Annotated in this window: 16 protein-coding genes; 8 read left to right on the top strand and 8 right to left on the bottom strand. The window is 53.0% G+C overall.

What is annotated here, in order from left to right; translation table 11 throughout:
• Window positions 1–345: 345 nt before the first annotated feature.
• The 4 genes from NMD08_RS07955 to NMD08_RS07940 are packed head-to-tail and all read left to right on the top strand — an operon-like array spanning window position 346 to window position 3,910.
• Window positions 346–2,043 (top strand): sensor histidine kinase, encoded by a 1,698-nt coding sequence (locus NMD08_RS07955; RefSeq protein ID WP_151217562.1) that lies wholly within the window; start codon window positions 346–348, stop codon window positions 2,041–2,043.
• Between the two features lie 14 nt (window positions 2,044–2,057).
• Window positions 2,058–2,792, top strand: coding sequence for a two-component system response regulator YpdB (gene ypdB / locus NMD08_RS07950; protein WP_151217563.1), 735 nt, complete (start codon window positions 2,058–2,060; stop codon window positions 2,790–2,792).
• Window positions 2,793–2,807: 15 nt separating this feature from the next.
• A complete protein-coding gene (locus tag NMD08_RS07945) occupies window positions 2,808–3,671 on the top strand; it encodes a helix-turn-helix domain-containing protein (RefSeq protein WP_370619927.1) in 864 nt (287 codons plus the stop codon).
• 59 nt (window positions 3,672–3,730) lie between these two features.
• Window positions 3,731–3,910, top strand: a complete 180-nt coding sequence (locus tag NMD08_RS07940; protein ID WP_151217566.1) for a hypothetical protein — start codon at window positions 3,731–3,733, stop codon at window positions 3,908–3,910.
• 43 nt (window positions 3,911–3,953) lie between these two features.
• Here the strand turns inward: NMD08_RS07940 and ptsP are convergent, their stop codons facing one another.
• The 6 genes from ptsP to glk form a co-directional block, all read right to left on the bottom strand.
• Window positions 3,954–6,449: a phosphoenolpyruvate--protein phosphotransferase gene (gene ptsP / locus NMD08_RS07935; protein ID WP_370619925.1), complete on the bottom strand. Its 2,496-nt coding sequence runs from the start codon at window positions 6,447–6,449 to the stop codon at window positions 3,954–3,956.
• Between the two features lie 23 nt (window positions 6,450–6,472).
• On the bottom strand, window positions 6,473–7,513 hold the full coding sequence (gene ypdE, locus NMD08_RS07930; protein ID WP_370619923.1) for an aminopeptidase: 1,041 nt from the start codon (window positions 7,511–7,513) through the stop codon (window positions 6,473–6,475).
• On the bottom strand, window positions 7,513–8,598 hold the full coding sequence (gene ypdF, locus NMD08_RS07925) for an aminopeptidase (RefSeq protein WP_370619921.1): 1,086 nt from the start codon (window positions 8,596–8,598) through the stop codon (window positions 7,513–7,515). Before ypdF ends, ypdE begins: the two co-directional genes overlap by 1 nt.
• Before the next feature lie 17 nt (window positions 8,599–8,615).
• Complete coding sequence (locus NMD08_RS07920) at window positions 8,616–9,863, bottom strand: PTS fructose transporter subunit IIC (protein ID WP_151217572.1); 1,248 nt, start codon at window positions 9,861–9,863, stop codon at window positions 8,616–8,618.
• 20 nt (window positions 9,864–9,883) lie between these two features.
• Window positions 9,884–10,210: a PTS fructose transporter subunit IIB gene (locus NMD08_RS07915; protein WP_003028254.1), complete on the bottom strand. Its 327-nt coding sequence runs from the start codon at window positions 10,208–10,210 to the stop codon at window positions 9,884–9,886.
• A gap of 191 nt (window positions 10,211–10,401) precedes the next feature.
• The gene (gene glk / locus NMD08_RS07910) at window positions 10,402–11,367 is read right to left on the bottom strand and encodes a glucokinase (RefSeq protein WP_151217573.1); all 966 of its coding nucleotides are present in this window, start codon (window positions 11,365–11,367) and stop codon (window positions 10,402–10,404) included.
• A gap of 204 nt (window positions 11,368–11,571) precedes the next feature.
• On the opposite strand from glk, the gene NMD08_RS07905 reads away from it, so the two are divergent.
• Window positions 11,572–12,807, top strand: coding sequence for an ion channel protein (locus tag NMD08_RS07905; protein WP_187258634.1), 1,236 nt, complete (start codon window positions 11,572–11,574; stop codon window positions 12,805–12,807).
• On the opposite strand, the gene NMD08_RS07900 is transcribed toward NMD08_RS07905, so the two are convergent.
• Entirely contained in the window at window positions 12,808–14,460 is a 1,653-nt protein-coding gene (locus NMD08_RS07900; protein ID WP_370619919.1) for an alpha-keto acid decarboxylase family protein, read from the bottom strand. It lies immediately after the preceding gene.
• Between the two features lie 181 nt (window positions 14,461–14,641).
• Here NMD08_RS07900 and mgrA point away from each other — a divergent pair, with 181 nt between their 5' ends.
• Both mgrA and ypeC read left to right on the top strand, forming a co-directional pair.
• Entirely contained in the window at window positions 14,642–15,631 is a 990-nt protein-coding gene (gene mgrA, locus NMD08_RS07895; protein ID WP_151217575.1) for an L-glyceraldehyde 3-phosphate reductase, read from the top strand.
• Window positions 15,632–15,768: 137 nt separating this feature from the next.
• Entirely contained in the window at window positions 15,769–16,095 is a 327-nt protein-coding gene (ypeC, locus tag NMD08_RS07890) for a DUF2502 domain-containing protein YpeC (protein ID WP_137384261.1), read from the top strand.
• Between the two features lie 32 nt (window positions 16,096–16,127).
• Here the strand turns inward: ypeC and NMD08_RS07885 are convergent, their stop codons facing one another.
• Window positions 16,128–17,438, bottom strand: a complete 1,311-nt coding sequence (locus NMD08_RS07885) for an Nramp family divalent metal transporter (protein ID WP_370619917.1) — start codon at window positions 17,436–17,438, stop codon at window positions 16,128–16,130.
• 272 nt (window positions 17,439–17,710) lie between these two features.
• Here NMD08_RS07885 and nupC point away from each other — a divergent pair, with 272 nt between their 5' ends.
• Window positions 17,711–18,913, top strand: a complete 1,203-nt coding sequence (gene nupC, locus NMD08_RS07880; protein ID WP_151217579.1) for a nucleoside permease NupC — start codon at window positions 17,711–17,713, stop codon at window positions 18,911–18,913.
• Window positions 18,914–19,007 lie beyond the last annotated feature (94 nt).

Below are 19,007 nucleotides of genomic sequence, written 5' to 3'. Positions count from 1 at the left end.
CGCTGCCACGATGGTGGCACGTTTAGAAAATAGCCTGAATAATTTCCTTCTGTCGAGAGGCAAAACAAAATATTTTTAATTGACACAAAAGAGGAACAACCAGTAAAAATGAGGAAATAACCATTTTCACACCTCGCTTAAAATTACCTTCATTTAACATTTTGTTGTTAATTACATTACTTTGAGCGCAGCGCTGACAGGACAGGTATTGTAAATACAACAATCACGCAACAATCCCCTTTTAATATTATGGTTTTTCCTCATTAGATACATGCTGCGTGGACGCTGGTCATCCTGGCTCAGGTTACCTATCATAGAGGTTTAACCCTTGCGCAAGAGTCATCCGTGCACGAAATATTCAATATGCTGCTGGCGGTATTTGACCGGGCAGCACTGATGCTGTTTTGTCTGTTTTTCCTGATTCGTATCCGCCTGTTTCGCGAACTGTTGCACAAATCAGCCCACTCTCCGAAAGAGCTACTCGCTGTTACCGCGATTTTCTCAATGTTTGCCCTGTTCAGTACCTGGTCCGGCGTACCGGTTGAAGGCTCGCTGGTTAACGTGCGTATTATCGCGGTCATGTCAGGGGGAATTCTGTTTGGTCCATGGGTCGGTATCATTACGGGCCTCATCGCGGGCACTCACCGCTACCTGATCGACATCGGCGGCGTCACCGCCCTGCCCTGTTTTATCACCAGTATTCTGGCTGGCTGTATTGCAGGGTGGATCAACCGTAAGATCCCCAAAACGCAGCACTGGCGCGCGGGCATTTTAGGCGGAATGCTGTGCGAATCCCTGACGATGATCCTCGTCGTCGCCTGGGCCCCCTCTACAGCACTGGGACTGGATATTGTCTCGAAAATCGGCATCCCAATGATCCTGGGCAGCGTCTGCATTGGCTTTATCGTCATGCTGGTGCAAAGCGTGGAAGGTGAGAAAGAAGCCAGCGCCGCGAAGCAGGCCAAACTGGCGTTGGATATTGCCAACAAAACCTTACCGCTTTTTCGGCAGGTTAACAGCGAGTCGCTCCGCCAGGTGTGCGAAATTATTCGCCATGACATCCATGCGGACGCCGTCGCAATTACCAATACCCAGCACGTTCTGGCCTACGTTGGCGTGGGGGAACTTAACTACCGCGATAACGATGATTTCGTCAGTCCGACCACGCAGCAGGCGATCAATTACGGAAAAATCATCATTAAAAACAATGATGAAGCGCATCGCACGCCGGAAATACACTCCATGCTGGTTATCCCGCTTTGGGAGAAAGGTGTTGTCACCGGTACGCTAAAAATCTACTACTGTCACGCCCACCAGATAACCTCCTCGCTGCAGGAAATGGCCATCGGCCTGTCGCAAATTATCTCGACGCAGCTTGAAGTTTCCCGGGCGGAACAGCTACGCGAAATGGCAAATAAGGCAGAGCTACGCGCACTACAAAGTAAAATAAATCCCCATTTCCTGTTTAACGCCCTGAACGCGATTTCATCCTCGGTACGGCTTAACCCAGACACCGCACGCCAGCTCATTTTTAATTTGTCGCGTTATCTTCGCTACAATATCGAATTAAAAGACGATGAGCAGATCGACATCAAAAAAGAGCTGTATCAAATCAAAGATTACATCGCCATCGAACAGGCACGTTTTGGCGACAAACTCACGGTTATTTATGATATCGATGAAGAGGTAAGCTGTTATATTCCCAGCCTGCTGATTCAGCCGCTGGTAGAAAACGCTATCGTCCATGGGATTCAGCCCTGCAAAGGGAAAGGCGTGGTTACCATCAGCGTTGCAGAGTGCGGCAATCGGGTTCGTATTGCTGTGCGGGATACCGGCCACGGTATCGATCCAAAAGTGATTGAACGGGTCGAATCCAATGAAATGCCGGGCAATAAAATTGGTCTGCTGAATGTGCATCATCGCGTTAAGCTACTCTACGGTGAAGGCTTACATATCCGCCGTCTGGAACCAGGCACTGAGATTGCCTTTTATGTGCCGAATCAGCATTCGCCCACAGCCGCACCGGCTACATTATTGCTTTAACCAGGAGTGAAGTCGTGAAAGTCATCATTGTCGAAGATGAATTCCTGGCCCAACAGGAACTGAGCTGGCTGATAAAAGAGCACAGCCAGATGGAGATTGTCGGCACATTTGACGACGGTCTGGACGTGCTGAAATATCTCCAGCACAACCGCGTGGACGCCATTTTTCTGGATATCAATATTCCCTCGCTGGATGGCGTACTGTTGGCGCAAAATATCAGTCAGTTCGCGCACAAGCCTTTTATTGTCTTTATTACCGCGTGGAAAGAGCACGCCGTCGAAGCCTTTGAACTGGAAGCCTTCGACTACATTCTGAAGCCGTATCAGGAATCACGCATCGTCGGGATGTTGCAAAAACTGCAAGCCGCCTGGCAGCAACAGCAAACGGGAACCTTGCCCGCCAGTCCGGTGGCCCGCGAGAACGACACGATCAATCTCATCAAAGATGAGCGGATCATCGTCACTCCGATCAACGACATCTACTACGCAGAAGCCCATGAAAAGATGACGTTTGTCTACACCCGACGTGAATCATACGTAATGCCGATGAACATCACCGAATTTTGCAGTAAATTGCCCGCCTCGCATTTCTTTCGCTGCCACCGCTCGTTTTGCGTGAATCTGAATAAAATCCGCGAGATTGAACCCTGGTTTAACAACACCTACATTTTGCGCTTAAAAGATCTGGAATTTGAAATCCCGGTTAGTCGGAGTAAAGTGAAAGAGTTCAGACAGTTAATGCATTTATAGCGCAGAGAAAGAGCGATGAAAGAGCCAGGCCTACCCGCAGACCAACAGTTTTTCGCCGATCTGTTCAGTGGCCTGGTATTAAACCCGCAGCGCCTGGGGCGCGTATGGTTCGCGACCCATCCCACTGCGCTACCAGGTGGTAGTTTATGTATTGATCTTCCGCGCCTCGATATCGTTTTACGTGGCGAATACAGCAACCGACTGGAAAAAAAGCAATACAGTCTGCCAGAAGGCGACATGCTGTTTATCCCGGCGAAAGCGGCGAATCAGCCTGGCAGCGATAAGCCCGTGATGCTGCTGAGCCTGGTTTTTTCTCCGGCCTGGCTGGGGCTCTCATTTTACGATAACCGAACCGCATCGCTGTTGCGCCCGCTACGCCGGATTGAGTTACCGCATCCGCAGCGCGGTGAAGGCGAGGCGATGCTAACTGCATTAACCCATTTAAGCCGCTCTCCTCAGGCTCAGGATATCATTCAACCGCTGGTGCTTAGCCTGCTGCATCTGTGTCGTAGCGTGGTGAATACGCGCCCTGAAACTGAGCGTCCACGCACTGAATTTCTCTATCACAGTATGTGTAATTGGGTACAGGATAACTATGCCCAACCGCTGACCCGGGAAAGTGTGGCCCAATTTTTCAATATCACTCCCAATCACCTGTCAAAAGTGTTTGCCCAGCACGGCACTATGGGATTTGTCGAGTATCTGCGGTGGGTCAGAATGGCGAAGGCACGCATCATATTACAGAAATACCATCTGTCGATTAGCGAAGTCGCACAACGGTGTGGATATCAGGACAGTGATTATTTCTGCCGCCTGTTCCGGCGTCAGTTTGGTCTGACGCCGGGTGAGTATGGCGCACGTTTTCAATCTGCACGTTGATTGAGACAGCATCAACGGGTTTAATACCCCGCAGACTTAATCAATACAGTGAATATGCAATGAAAAACAGACGTGCACTCTCCCTGATGTGTTATCAGATGCTGGAATCAGGTACGGATCGTCGGACCGTGAAAAGAGCTCTCACCTCTCATCGTGTAAAGGGTCGCGAAGCGGTAGTGCTGCTCTGCAAACAAGAGATGACGTTGTTGAGGGCCGGGAAACTACCGTTCTCTGATTGATAATTTCCCTTTCTGACCCTCTTATCCACTCTTGCTGTCAAACTTAAAACGTCAGTTCCGCCTCCAGCAGCGCCAGAATACTGTCAGCATTTTCAGCGGCAAACAGCGACTGGCGGAACTGCTTGTTCACAAGCTTGCGCGCCAACTGTGAGAAGACCTTCACGTGATTAATGCCTTCATCGGCACCCAGCGTCAGCATGATCACCAGTTCCACTTCACCCATCTCAGACTGCCAGTCAACGGGTTGCAAAAGTCGGGCAATGCTGATGCTGGAGTGGAGGATCCACTGAGATTTTGTGTGCGGGATAGCCACGCCAAAACCGACGGCGGTGGTGACGATCTCTTCGCGCTGCCAGACATCCTCTTCCAGCTCAAACGGATGTTCAGTTCGCCCATTAACGCCAAGATTGCCGCACAGAAACTGAATCACCTGCTCTTTGTTGGTCAGTGGCTCACCAACGAAAATATTCTCCAGCGCCAGCAGCGGACGCACATCTTTCTGCGGTGCAAACTGGTTGAGCAGATCTTCTATCTCCTGAGCGCTACGGCGCTCACAGGCCTGCATGGCGAGTTCACGGCATGCGTGGCTGCCCAGTTGACGAAGCTGGCTTTTCACCGCCGGAATGCGTGGACTGCTCATGCTCAGCTCGTCGAGCCCTAAGCCCAGCAGCAGGGGTAAATAGCGTCCTTCCCCGCCCAGTTCCCCACAAATACCCACCCATTTACCGCGCTCGTGCGCCACGCGGATAATCTGCTGTAACATACGCAGGAACGAGGGCGTAATCGGGTTGTACAGCGGCGAAACGCGCGGGTTATTACGATCGACGGCGTACAGGTACTGGGTCATATCGTTTGAACCAATACTGAAGAAATCCACCTCATCGCAGAAATGGTCGATGATGTAACACACCGATGGCACTTCAACCATAATCCCCAGCGGGATGGTTGAGGCATGGCGTAAACCGTCGGTTTTCAGCTCAACCATCGCTTTCTGCAGTTCGTTTTTTACCCATAAAATCTGGTCGAGACTGTGTACCATCGGGATCATCAGTTGTGCATTACCGAAGGTCGCCGCACGTAAAATGGCGCGTAACTGCGTGCGAAACAGTCCAGCAAACTCCGGATAAATCCGCACCGCACGGTAGCCCAGGAACGGATTCTCTTCTTGCGGAATATTGAGATAGCGAATGTTCTTATCACCGCCAATATCCATGGTGCGAAAGATAACCGGCTTGTCGCCCGCGGCCAATAAGACCTGCTGGTAGGCTTCAAACTGTTCCTGCTCATCAGGCGCGCTGTCGCGGTCCATAAACAGCATTTCAGTCCGAAACAGACCAATCCCTTCCGCGCCATTAGCAAACGCTCCCGGCGCTTCCAACGCGGTACCAATATTCGCCGCAACGTCAATACGCTGATTATCTTTGGTCAGCGCGGATTGGGCAGCATCAAGCGCCTGGCGTCGCTGGCATTCATCAGCGAGCCTCTGCGCAATCGCGTAATAGCCGCGAACCGCCTCGTCCGGATTGATGGACATCACCCCACAACGCGCATCCAGTACTGCCTGCTGTCCTGCATAGCGGCTGATAGCCTCCAGCGGCAAGCCGCTAAGCACTGGAATAGCCGACGCACGGGCGAGGATCAGGGTATGCGAGGTGCGCCCTGTTTTCTCGAGGATCATGCCAGACAGATGTTGCAAATCAAGGCTTAAAAACTGGCTGGGCGTCAAATCCTCAGCAACCAGAATTGTCGGTTTATTTAGCACCAGCGCATTACGCGGTCGTCTTTCAGGCCAGGTGATGTGCAGCAACTGTTCGCTGATATCACGGATATCGCTGACGCGCTCGCGCAGATAATCGCTACCGGAGGCCGACAGCCTGGCGCATACCTGCTCCATATTGACGATAATCGCCGCGCCTAGCCCCAGATGCTGCTCCAGCATTAAGCGGCGAATGTTCCCGGCAAACTCGTCGTCCTGAATCAGCGACAGATGCGCGCTAAGGATGGTTTTACTCTCACCATCGCGCTCGCGCAGCTGCTGATTGAGCTGTTCGGCTAGCGTCGCCAGACTGTGCTCAAGTCGGGTATTGTCTTCAGCACTCGCCGCTATCACGCGATAGCTTTCCAGATTATTGCTCTGCCAAAGCGTGAGCGTCCCCGCCCCCACGCCCCCTGCCAGCACAGTACCATAAAGAAGGTCTGGATTTAGGCGAATCAACGAACGCGGCAACGGATGCGCCGCCAGTTCCGCCTGCGTCGGCTGAACGCTGTCGCTGTCAATAAACCGATGCTGGAGATACTCCTCCAGCGCTCGCCGGGCCTGTTCTTCATCGCGACCAGTGATGGCCAGGCTACAGCTGTCGTTAAACAGCGTCCCGGTGCCAATCAGCGCCAGCGAACTTTTCGCATCCGCCCTCACATTCTGGCGATGGTTAATAAATATCACCTCACTTTGCCACTGGTTGCACTGCTCTTTCAGCTCCCATGCAGGGCGCGCATGCAGGCCGTTGGGTAACGGGCAAAGAAATTGAATCGTAAGCATAACAACTCCTGATTAGCGCGAAATCAGCATCTGAAATCCGTCAGATGAGCCACGGTTTCGCACGTAAGATGTGAAATAAGAGCCGATAACAACTGCTGCGTCTGAATGATGTCATGACAGTCGGCAATCGATGCAGCGCAGTGCCCATGCCGCGTGGCGGGCCCCATAACAACCGTTGGGATCCCCGTGCCGCTGACGTGCACCGCCCCGCCGTCAGTACCGCCGTTACTGAACATATCGATTTGCAGGGAAATGCCCGCGTCAGCGGCCACGCTTTCAACCCAAGCCGTCAGTTTTGGTGGCGCAATCAGCGATTTATCGCTTAACACCAGCATCGGACCTTTGCCGAGCTGCCGATGGTTGGCCGTACCATAATCAAAGTTTTTGCCCCAGCAGGCGGTATCCAACACGATCGCCACATCCGGTGCGACCGCGCGTGCTGCCGTTTGTCCGCCGCGCAATCCCACTTCTTCACTGGAACTGGCTACCAGCCAAACCTCACAAGGGAGAGTGGCGTGATGCCATTCACGCAGTAGCGCCACCAGCAAATAGCACCCAAGCCGGTCATCAAAGGCTTTGCCCATCACTCGTTGGTGCGGCAAAACCTGAAAGGTGGTGTCAAAGGTGACACGATCGCCCGGGCGGACGCCGGCCTGAAGCACCTCTTCATAAGAGTGCGCGCCAATGTCCACCCGCAGCGCGCTCACATCATTGCCGCTACGCTCGCCGTCAAGCAGACCGGGGATTTTGTTCTCTTCGCGGGTGGTGATCCGCACCGGCTGCAGTTGTCTGGCCGCCATGCGCACATTTCCCACCGGTAAGACATCAATCGCCCCTTCGCTGGAAATACTGCGCACGATAAATCCCACTTCATCCATGTGCGCGCAGATCATTACCTTCGGCCCCGCTAATTCATTCAGACGGATCAGTACCGATCCCAGACCATCAAAGCGCACTTCTTTGTGCAGGCGATCCGCCTCCTCAAGCAAGATCTGTCGCACTTCCTGTTCTGAAGAAGCGATCGCATCCGCCTCGCTCAGCGCTTTCAGTAGCGATAAGTCCATTACGCCTCCCCCGTATGTAACAATGTTTTCGCCATGGTGTAGAGCGCCTCACCGCCGTCTGGCGTCACCAGCACGACATCCTCAATACGCACACCTCCCTGCCCCGGCAGATAAATACCCGGTTCAACTGTGAGCAGCATGCCAGCCGCCAGAGGGGTCATGTCAGAGGGAGAAAAGCGCGGGTTTTCATGCACCTCAATGCCGATAGCGTGTCCGGTATTGTGGCCGAAATTATCGCCGTAGCCTGCCTGAGCAATCACCTGACGGGCAGCTTCGTCCACTTCATGACAGCGCCGACCCGGTCGAATTGCCGCCACCGCCGCACGATGCGCCGCCAGTACAATCTGATAGACGGAAAACAAAGGACTCTCTTCCGCTGGCTGGCTGGCATCTGGGATGCGAAAGGTTCGCGTCATATCCGAACAAAAGCCCTGATACTGCGCACCAAAATCCAGCGTGATGAACTCACCTGCCTCGACACGCTTATCACTGGCTTTACCGTGCGGCAGTGCGCCGCGCCAGCCGCTGGCAACAATGGTGTCAAAAGAGGCTTTATCTGCGCCGAGCGTACGCATATACCACTCCAGTTCAGCGGCGATTTCACGTTCGCTGAGACCGGGTTGAATAAAGCGGCGAATATGTTCAACGCTAAGATCTGCAATTCGGCAGGCCTCGCGAATGCTGGCTATCTCCTGCGCCGTTTTTATATGCCGAAGCACATCCGGTACGGCGCTCACCAGTCGGGCGTGCAGTTTACCCGACCACGCGCTCGCCGTTTCCCAGCTTACCTGCTCACCTTCGAACCCCACCGTCTGCAGCTTTTCGTCCGCAATGATGTGATTCACCCGCGAATACAGCGTGTGCGTTCCATCGAGTAGATGGATCTGATAGCCCTGAGTACGCGTAGCGACATCAGTGTAGTAACGGGCATCGACCAGAATATGCGCGCTTTTATGGCTGATAAACACAAACCCAGAACTGCTGGAGATCCCTATATGCGGCTGTTTATTCTGCCGAGAGGACAGCAGCATCGCGTCGAGATGTTGCGCCGTTAGCCAGTCACGCAGTGAGGCAAGTAAGCTCATGGTCATAATCCTTTTAATCAGAGGCTTTCAATCAGCAATTTGCCTTTGCGATACATCATGTTACGCAGGAACACCACCATCAATGCCGTAATCACCGCGCCTAACAGGATCCCCGCCATATAGACGCCGAGGTTAGTCACCAGCGGCCATGCCCAGATAGCCGATTCCGGGAACCACTGCACCGCCCCCAGCCAGACGGCTGTCGTCGATCCGACAATAGCACCCACCATATAGGAAGGAATTGCCGTGATGGGGCTTTCCAACGCAAACGGGATCGCCCCTTCGCTGATACCCATAAACGCGAGGAACATCGCCGTTTTTCCCTGCGGGTAGAGCTGTGCGCTGAACAAACGTTTACCGGTTAAGCGACGGTCAATAAGCGTGGCCAGCCCGAGACCAATTGGAGGGATCACAATCGCAATAGAACGCGCGGTTACCGGCAGAACGTGATCGGTGGTAAAGCTAAAAGCGACGAATCCTGCAGCCTTATTGATAGGACCGCCGAGGTCAATCGCCGTTGCTGCGGAAATCCCCATTGCATACATCAGCGTGCCTCTCTCTCCGGCCGCCGTCAGCAGAGTACGAATTCCGCCGTTGATCCAGCCGCCAAACGGCGTTATCACGTAATACATCGCCAGCATGACGAAAATGGCGGAAAGAATGGGCAGTAAAAAGGTGGTTTTGAACGCCAGCAGGAAATCAGGCAACTGGATTTTTTGGTTCATCCACTTCACCAGATACCCGGCAACAATCGAGATAATCAGCGCGCCAATAAAAGTTGACGGAACAGGAGCACTGGTTGCCCATTGCAGCGTCGCTGGGTCAAAATTCAGTACTTGCGTGGGCTGGGTGGACATCAGACCACCGATGAACCCCGCGGGAAATGCCAGCTTGCCACCGATTGAGTTGGCGACGAACGCGGCAAACATTGGGATAGCAAAGCCAAACAGCACGCCGCCAAAAGATTGCGACAGCCAGGCAAATTTCAGTAATGCGAGATTGAAACCGGTGAATTTTCCGCTGTTCAACGCATCCATGATGCCAGTGTCAGCAGGTATATCGAGCCAGCTATAGGCGATCAGCTGTGAGAAGGCGAGAATGACCCCGCCCATAATTAACGTCGGCACCATGCGTGAAATACCCGACATCACATGTTGCGGAAGTTCGCCCCAGAAGCTATTGCGGGAGGCCGGTGGATTTTTTATTGCCGCTGCGGCACCAGATGCGCCAGGCACAACGGTTGCACTGCGTTTTTTAATGGCCATACGTGATTCCCTGTCGATAATTATTGTTGTTCAGCGGCAACCATCTCTTCGATCTCTTTAATGATGCCGGCTGCATTTTTTATCGCGTCCTGTAACGTAATTTCATAGACGTCACGCGACTCAAAACGCTCGTTGTCTTCAGGGGTGACGGCGACGGAGTGAATGATTAACGTCGCCTCTGCGATATCCTGCGCCGTCAAACGGTTTTGAATTCCATCCGCGCCCTGGGTTTCAATTTTTACTTCATAACCCGCTTCAACCGCCGCTTCTTCCAGCGCCTGAGCCGCCATAAAGGTATGGGCCAGACCCATCGGGCATGCACAAACAGCAATCAGTTTTTTGCTCATATTCATTTCCTCGTAATAGTTAACGAGTGAAATTATGGTCCGGGAAAAGGAACGATCGTTACCAGAGAAATAATGCTTTTACTGGACAAATAATCCCGCAATCAGGAAGTGTGACGAAGGTCGGAAAGGCGGGCGGCAGGCATAAAAAAGCCGCGTAAATAACGCGGCTTTGCAGGTTTTTTGCGAAGCAATTATAAAATATGTCCCAGTGCCTGGCGCAGATGTGCGCCGGAACCCAGCAGGCCCGGGTTATCATGCACAATCAGATATACTGGGATGTCCTGGACGTAGGCTTTAAAACGGCCTTTATCTTCAAAACCACCGCGGAAGCCTGAAGCCTTAAAGAAGTCGAGGAAGCGCGGGACGATACCGCCAGCGATGTATACGCCGCCAAATGTCCCCAGCGTTAACGCCAAATCGCCGCCAAAACGCCCCATGATGACGCAAAACAGTGACAGCGCCCGACGACAGTCGATACAGGAGTCAGCCAGCGCACGTTCAGTGATATCCTTCGGCTGTAGATTTTCCGGCAGCCGCCCGTCAGACTTAACGATAGCGCGATACAGATTCACCAAACCCGGTCCGGACAACACGCGTTCCGCGGAAACATGACCAATTTCGGCGCGCAGAACTTCAAGGATAATCCCTTCTTCTTCGCTGTTAGGCGCAAAATCTACATGACCGCCTTCGCCGGGCAGGCTCACCCAACGTTTATCCACGTGCACCAGATGCGCCACGCCGAGTCCGGTTCCGGCACCATAGACCGCAATCGGTTTACCTTCGACAGGTTCCGCGCCGCCAAATTGGATCAAATGCTCTTTTTTCAGCATCGGAATCGCCATCGATACAGCGGTGAAATCATTGATAATTTCCAGATGGCTGAAGCCCAGATTTTTTTTCATCTCAGCAATAGAGAATGCCCAGGTATGATTGGTCATTGCCACCCAGTCGCCGGTGATCGGACAGGCAATAGCAATGCAGCCATCTTCAACGCTGACGCTATGCTCATCCAGGTACACGCGCACCACGGCCTCAAGGCTTGGGTAATCCAGCCCGGAATAGGTTTTTGCCTGCGAAATCTCGCCGCTGGCAATATCGCACAGAGCAAGACGCGCGTTGGTGCCACCAACGTCACCTACTAAAGCATATTTTGTCATTCTTCTACTGCTCCGCTAAAGTCAAAATAAATCTTTGCCACACTGTAAATTCATGGGGGCATAACAACAACGGTCTAAAAGCTGATGCCCGTGGAAAATCGATCCAGATCACACAATTACTTTATCGTTTCAGCACCATTTGCAGCGATGCCGTCAGGCTGGCTGTGCAAACTATGTCTATGACTCTGTTTTAAGGAATAGAAAATGCTCCATCCGCGAGCCAGAACGATGCTGTTACTATCAACTCCGGCGCTCATCATTGGCATAGCGTCCAGCCTGGTGTTGATCGTTGTGATGAAAGTGGCTTCTGTTTTACAGCTTTTTTTATGGGAGCGTTTGCCCGCTGGAATCGGAATCGCCCATGACTCTCCTCTGTGGATTATCGGAATGCTCACGCTGATCGGATTGATGGTTGGCGTTGTCATCCGCTACAGCCACGGCCATGCAGGTCCGGATCCGGCTTGTGAACCATTAATTGGTATGCCGGTCCCAACGTCAGCAATACCGGGTCTGCTGGCCGCGCTCATCCTTGGCCTCGCGGGTGGCGTCAGTCTGGGACCGGAACACCCCATCATGACGGTGAATATCGCACTGGCAGTGGCGCTCGGCAGCCGCATGTTTCCCCGCATTGCGAAACTGGACTGGACCATTCTCGCCTCTGCCGGCACCATCGGGGCGCTATTTGGCACCCCCGTGGCCGCCGCGCTGGTGTTTTCACAAACGCTGAATAGCTCGAACGATGTTCCCTTGTGGGATCGCCTGTTTGCGCCGTTAATGGCCGCGGCGGCGGGCTCGCTGACCACCAGCCTGTTTTTTCACCCTCATTTTTCACTGCCCATCGCGCACTACACGCAGATGCACTTGATCGACATTCTCAGCGGTGCGGTCGTGGCCGCCATCGCTATTGCTGCCGGAATGGTAGCCGTCTGGTGTCTGCCGCGTTTGCATCATGTAATGCATCGATTAAAGCACCCGGTGCTGATCCTTGGGGTTGGCGGCTTTATCCTCGGTATTTTGGGCGTTATCGGTGGGCCGCTTACCTTATTTAAGGGGCTGGATGAAATGCAGCAAATGGCTTTTAGTCAGACGCTGGGCACATCGGATTATTTCATGCTCGCCATCATTAAGCTGGCGGCGTTGGTGGTGGCTGCAGCGAGTGGTTTTCGCGGCGGGCGAATTTTCCCGGCAGTGTTCGTTGGCGTCGCGCTGGGGCTGATGCTGCACGCCCACGTTGAAGCGGTACCGGCGGCTATCACGGTTTCCTGCGCGATTCTCGGGCTGGTGCTGGTCGTCACCCGTGACGCCTGGCTCAGCCTGTTTATGGCAGCAGTGGTCGTGCCAGACACGACCCTGCTACCGCTGCTGTGCATTGTCATGCTGCCCGCCTGGCTGCTGCTGGCGGGCAAGCCGATGATGATAGCCAGCCGTCCTGATCAATAGCTATCCCCCGTTACGCGTTTCCAGCGCACGGGTCACCGTGCGCAATAACTCAGGAAGATCGGCTTTCGGAAGCACCACCTCAATTAACGACAATCGTTGCGGGCGCCACAACCGGGCCAGCACTTCTTCCAGTTGTACAGCCTGCGTCACTCGCCAGCATTCCGCCTGACATTCACGACTAAACGCCTGCGGCACCTGCGTCCAGCTCCAGGCGGCGATATCGTTATAACGCTGAGTTGCCCCATGTATGGCCCGCTCCACGGTGTAACCATCATTATTAAGCAGCAAAATAACGGGAGACTGCCCATCTCTTAGCATAGAACCCAGTTCCTGAATGGTGAGCTGCGCCGCGCCGTCGCCAATAATCAGGACCACTCGGCGCTCCGGACAGGCGGTTTGCGCGCCGAATGCAGCCGGGAGCGCATAGCCGATCGATCCCCACAAAGGCTGAACGAGCACCTCCGCGCCGCCGGGTAGCGAGAGCGCAGCCGCGCCAAAGGCTGCGGTTCCCTGGTCAACAAGGATAATGTCATTAGGCGCCAGATACTGCTGCACCGTATGCCAGAAGTTTTCCTGCGTCAGAGGTCCCTTCTCAACCAGAGTGCGCGTAACTGGCGGACGTTCTGGCGGCAGTGAAAACGACATTTCCAGACACAGCTCCCGCAATGTGGTGACCGCCTGCTCCATCGGGATGTTAAACCAGCTGGTTCCAATCCGTGAGGCATGAGGCTGAACCTCAATGGTGCGCTCCTGCGGTAGCTGTTGCGTAAACCCGGCGGTCAGGGTGTCGACAAATTGTGTGCCGACACAAAATATCGTGTCGGCATCCTCGATAGCCAGACGAACATAATCGCTACTGGCACCAGCACTGTACGTGCCAACAAACGCCGGATGACGTTCATCGAACAGCCCTTTGCCCATCAACAGCGTGGCATGGGCCATCGGCGTCTCCGCCATCCAGCGTTGTAAAACCGGCTGCAGCCCAAAACGTAGCGCGAGAAAGTCCGCGAGCAGCGCGACACGCGGGCTGTCCAGCAATCGTTCACGGGCATGGTAGCGAAACGCCTCTGTCACGCTGCTTTCCGGTTCGCTCAAAGGAACAGTCAGAATGTCATCCGGCGGCGTCGCGGGCTGTTTTGCCACATCAGCAGGTAACATCAGATAGCCCGGTCTGCGTTCGATAAGCATTGTTCGCAGCACGCGGTCAATTTCATAGCAGGCGTTTTGTTCATCCAGTACCGCGCTCGCCGTCGTCACCGCCTGTTGCATACGATAAAAATGTTGAAAGTCACCATCACCCAGCGTGTGATGCATCAGCTCCCCGCGGCGCTGTGCGCCGCGACAGGGTGCCCCAACAATATGCAAAACAGGAACATATTCCGCATAACTTCCTGCGATACCGTTAATCGCACTTAACTCGCCCACGCCAAACGTGGTGAGCAGCGCCCCCACTCCAGACACCCGCGCATAGCCATCCGCAGCATAAGCCGCATTTAACTCATTCGCACACCCGACCCAACGTACGCTGGGATGTTCAATCACATGGTCAAGAAACTGCAAATTATAATCGCCAGGCACACCAAAGAGATGGCCGACGCCACAGCCTGCCAGTCTGTCCAGCAGGTAATCAGCAACGGAATACGGGGTTTGCATGACAGCTATCCTTCTGACGGTAACCTCATGTTGAGTATCGAAGAACTGGGTTAGCTGTCCAGGAAAGTCGCGGTGAAGGGGGTGGAAAGCAGGATGTACAGTTTTCACCCAAAATTTCATTGCGACACGCCTGGTGTAAACGTATACATTGATTCTCTTATGTTATCCGACAGGAGGCTACATGGCTTATCAGGCTGATGAAAATCGTTACCAGACAATGGAGTACCGCCGTTGCGGGCACAGCGGGCTTAAACTGCCGATTGTCTCGCTGGGTTTGTGGCACAATTTTGGTGATACCACGCAGGTCGAGAATAGCCGGGCATTGTTACAGCGCGCATTCGACCTTGGGATCAGCCATTTTGATCTGGCAAATAACTATGGTCCGCCGCCGGGTTCAGCGGAACGAAATTTTGGCCGCATCCTGCAGGAAGATTTTTTACCATGGCGAGATGAGCTAATCATCTCCACCAAAGCGGGCTACACCATGTGGGAAGGGCCTTACGGGGACTGGGGTTCACGCAAATACCTGATAGCCAGCCTCGACCAAAGCCTGAAGCGACTGGGACTGGAATATGTCGATATCTTTTACCACCATCGCCCCGACCCTGAAACGCCGCTCCGGGAAACCATGCGTGCGCTGGATCATATCGTTCGTCAGGGTAAAGCGTTGTACGTCGGGTTGTCTAATTACCCGGCAGACCTTGCCAGGCAGGCGATTGAAATACTCGACGATTTAGGTACGCCATGTCTTATCCATCAGCCCAAATACTCCATGTTTGAACGTTGGGTCGAAGATGGCCTGCTGTCGTTGTTGCAGGAAAAAGGCGTCGGCAGTATCGCCTTTTCACCGCTGGCAGGCGGGCAGTTAACCGACCGCTACCTGAACGGTATTCCTGCTGATTCTCGTGCGGCAAGCGGCAGTCGTTTCCTGAACCCGGATCAGATTACGCCAGAGAAACTGGAGAAGGTGCGGGCGCTGAATGTGATTGCAGAGCGACGGGGACAAAAGCTTTCTCAGATGGCGCTCGCGTGGGTGCTACGGGATGACAACGTCACATCTGTGCTGATTGGCGCCAGTAAACCGGCGCAAATTGAAGATGCTGTCGGTATGCTGGCCAATCGTCACTTTACGCCCGAAGAGTGCACGGAGATTGATGCCATCCTGAGTTGATTGAAATAAAGACACATTTATTAACAAAAAGTGCTCTCACTTACGATTTAGGAGTTAAGCCGATGAAACGGGGCTTTACTGCCCCGTAATATTGTATTAACAGGCCGGCTACGGCTCGATCGTGAAGGAGAGAAAACATGTTCAGGTCACTGATTCTGGCGGCAGTCTTATTGGCTTTTACACCGCTGGCCGCGAACGCTGGCGAAATCACCCTGCTGCCATCGATCAAATTACAAATTGGCGATCGCGATAATTATGGTAACTACTGGGATGGCGGACGCTGGCGCGACCGGGATTACTGGCACCATAACTATGAGTGGCGCAAAAATCGCTGGTGGCGTCATGACAATGGCTATCATCGCGGTTGGGATAAACGCAAAGCTTATGAGCGCGGCTATCGTGAAGGCTGGAACGATCGCGATGACCATCGTGGGCGTGGACGCGGTCACGGGCACCGACATTAATGTAACAAAAGGGCCTGCAGGCCCTTTTGTTTTTACAAACCGAGCGCGGTTCCCACCAGCAGCCAGATATTGAGTGCCACCACCAGTACCACAATCACCCAGCCCAGCTGTTTCACCCACCGGCGGTTAACTAAATCGCCCATCAGTTGACTGTCGCTGGTAAAGATCAACAGTGGCACCAGCGCCAGCGCAACACCGAAACTGAGCAATACCTGGCTCATTACCAGAATACGCGTCGGATCCAATCCCATCAGAATCACAATAAATGATGGCATCATGGTAACAGTCCGGCGAACCCATAACGGAATGTGAAAGCGGATAAACCCTTGCATCACCACCTGCCCCGCCAGCGTACCGACCACAGTGGAAGAGAGCCCTGCGGCCACCAGACTTAAACCGAACACCGTCGCCGCAGCGTGACTTAACAGCGGTTCAAGGGTCAGATACGCCTGATCCAGGTCGGCAATACCGGTATGTCCACTAAAGTGAAACGCGGCTGCAGCCGTCGCCATCATCGCCAGGTTGACAAATCCAGCAATCGTCATGGCGATGGCCACATCCCATTTTGTGGCTGCATAGCGCTGTTGTCGCGTTCCACCGTGCAGATGCTGTGTTAAGGAAGAGTGCAGATAAATAACGTGCGGCATAATTGTCGCGCCTAGCACGCCAGCGGCGAGGAATACCGCCTCAGAATTAGGCAGACTGGGAATAATCATCCCTTTACTAAGCTGCGCAAAGTTCGGTTGGGAAAAAACCAGCTCCACAATATAAGCAGCAGCCACAAACAGCAGTAGGCCGCCAATCACTTTTTCCAGCGGCTTCTGTCCGCGACGCTGCAGCATCAGAATTAAGAACGTCGCGATACCGGTGAGCACGGCCCCTTGCAATAACGAAACGCCGAGGATCAGCTTGAAGCCAATTGCCGCGCCAATAAATTCAGCAAGGTCTGTCGCCATGGCGATAATTTCAGCCTGCACCCAGTAGAACCACACCACCGGGCGGGGATAGTGATCGCGAATTTGCTCCGCCAGGTTTTTACCCGTGGCAATACCCAGTTTTGCCGACAGCACCTGAATCAGCATCGCCATCAGGTTTGCCCATACCACTACCCACAGCAGTTTATAACCAAAGCTGGCCCCAGCCTGGATATTGGTAGCAAAGTTACCTGGATCGATATAGCCGATCGCCGCGATGAACGCAGGTCCCATTAATGCGAGCTTCAACTTGCGCGTAGCCCGTCCACTGCTACTCTCAACGCGATCGTTAGTCATTTTTAATGCCTCAGAAACATAGCCTTTGCTATATTTCAAGCTACGCCTATTGAGAATGATTATCAAATTCATTTTAATGGGTGAAGTTGATTTCTCTGATAGTGTTGGTCTATGGATCGATAAGGATTCTGGAAAAAACGGCAAGATGTTTAATTATTGTTATAGATTAGCACAATGACATAACTTTTCACTTCGATACCAAGCATAACGGAAGTGTATCACCGATCACTAATTTTGAATCTCGTCACAGGTCCTTACTATAGTGTGTGTTTGATCTCGTTTTCTTTATGGTTGTTACATAGAATGTGCACGAAAACTAAACCTGCCTCATATTTGGAGCAAATATGGACCGCGTCCTTCATTTTGTATTGGCATTGGCCGTTGTTGCGATCCTTGCGCTGCTGGTAAGCAGTGACCGTAAAAAGATTCGCATTCGTTATGTTATTCAACTGCTTGTTATTGAAGTGTTACTGGCGTGGTTCTTCCTGAACTCCAACGTCGGCCTGGGCTTCGTAAAAGGCTTCTCCGAAATGTTCGAAAAACTGCTCGGTTTTGCCAACGAGGGGACGAACTTCGTCTTCGGTAGCATGAATGATCAAGGCCTGGCATTCTTCTTCCTGAAAGTACTGTGCCCTATCGTCTTTATCTCCGCCCTGATCGGTATCCTTCAGCATATCCGTGTGCTGCCGGTTATCATCCGTGCAATTGGTTACCTGCTTTCCAAAGTGAACGGTATGGGCAAGCTGGAATCCTTCAACGCCGTCAGCTCTCTGATCCTGGGTCAGTCTGAGAACTTTATCGCCTATAAAGATATTCTCGGCAAAATGTCTCGCAACCGTATGTACACCATGGCTGCAACGGCGATGTCTACCGTTTCCATGTCTATCGTCGGCGCGTACATGACCATGCTGGAGCCGAAGTACGTTGTTGCGGCGCTGGTACTGAACATGTTCAGCACCTTTATCGTGTTGTCGCTGATCAACCCTTACCGTGTTGATGCCAGCGAAGAAAACATCCAGATGTCTAACCTGCACGAAGGTCAGAGCTTCTTCGAAATGCTGGGTGAATACATTCTGGCGGGTTTCAAAGTGGCAATTATCGTTGCGGCGATGCTGATTGGTTTCATCGCGCTGATCGCTGCCCTGAACGCCCTGTTTGCCACCGTAACCGGCTGGTTTGGCTACAGCATCTCCTTCCAGGGCATCCTGGGTTACATCTTCTATCCGGTTGCATGGGTAATGGGTGTGCCGTCCAGCGAAGCGCTGCAGGTAGGTAGTATCATGGCGACAAAACTGGTTTCTAACGAATTCGTTGCAATGATGGATCTGCAGAAAATCGCCGCTACGCTCTCTCCACGCGCTGAAGGCATCATCTCTGTGTTCCTGGTTTCCTTCGCTAACTTCTCTTCTATCGGTATTATCGCCGGTGCGATTAAAGGTCTGAACGAAGAGCAAGGTAACGTGGTTTCCCGCTTTGGTCTGAAGCTGGTATACGGTTCTACGCTGGTGAGCGTACTGTCTGCATCTATCGCAGCACTGGTGCTGTAAGCGTAAGACAACGTCGTAGTGATAAGGCCGGGGAATTTCCCCGGCTTTTTTATGCCTGCTATTCAGCAAACCGGAGATACCAGGTAAAAACCGA

Source organism: Citrobacter meridianamericanus (assembly GCF_041320245.1).
Taxonomy (GTDB): domain Bacteria; phylum Pseudomonadota; class Gammaproteobacteria; order Enterobacterales; family Enterobacteriaceae; genus Citrobacter; species Citrobacter meridianamericanus.
The sequence above is the reverse complement of the archived record's forward strand: the minus strand, read 5'-3'. Positions and strand labels throughout refer to the sequence as shown.

Coding starts and splice junctions, on each gene's coding strand:
- ypdE (WP_370619923.1), bottom strand. CDS start 7,513: ATGGACTTATCGCTACTGAAAGCGCTGAGCGAGGCGGATGCGATCGCT.
- ptsP (WP_370619925.1), bottom strand. CDS start 6,449: ATGCTTACGATTCAATTTCTTTGCCCGTTACCCAACGGCCTGCATGCG.
- nupC (WP_151217579.1), top strand. CDS start 17,711: ATGGACCGCGTCCTTCATTTTGTATTGGCATTGGCCGTTGTTGCGATC.
- NMD08_RS07915 (WP_003028254.1), bottom strand. CDS start 10,210: ATGAGCAAAAAACTGATTGCTGTTTGTGCATGCCCGATGGGTCTGGCC.
- glk (WP_151217573.1), bottom strand. CDS start 11,367: ATGACAAAATATGCTTTAGTAGGTGACGTTGGTGGCACCAACGCGCGT.
- NMD08_RS07940 (WP_151217566.1), top strand. CDS start 3,731: ATGAAAAACAGACGTGCACTCTCCCTGATGTGTTATCAGATGCTGGAA.
- ypdF (WP_370619921.1), bottom strand. CDS start 8,598: ATGAGCTTACTTGCCTCACTGCGTGACTGGCTAACGGCGCAACATCTC.
- NMD08_RS07945 (WP_370619927.1), top strand. CDS start 2,808: ATGAAAGAGCCAGGCCTACCCGCAGACCAACAGTTTTTCGCCGATCTG.
- NMD08_RS07905 (WP_187258634.1), top strand. CDS start 11,572: ATGCTCCATCCGCGAGCCAGAACGATGCTGTTACTATCAACTCCGGCG.
- ypeC (WP_137384261.1), top strand. CDS start 15,769: ATGTTCAGGTCACTGATTCTGGCGGCAGTCTTATTGGCTTTTACACCG.
- mgrA (WP_151217575.1), top strand. CDS start 14,642: ATGGCTTATCAGGCTGATGAAAATCGTTACCAGACAATGGAGTACCGC.
- NMD08_RS07920 (WP_151217572.1), bottom strand. CDS start 9,863: ATGGCCATTAAAAAACGCAGTGCAACCGTTGTGCCTGGCGCATCTGGT.
- NMD08_RS07885 (WP_370619917.1), bottom strand. CDS start 17,438: ATGAATTTGATAATCATTCTCAATAGGCGTAGCTTGAAATATAGCAAA.
- NMD08_RS07900 (WP_370619919.1), bottom strand. CDS start 14,460: ATGCAAACCCCGTATTCCGTTGCTGATTACCTGCTGGACAGACTGGCA.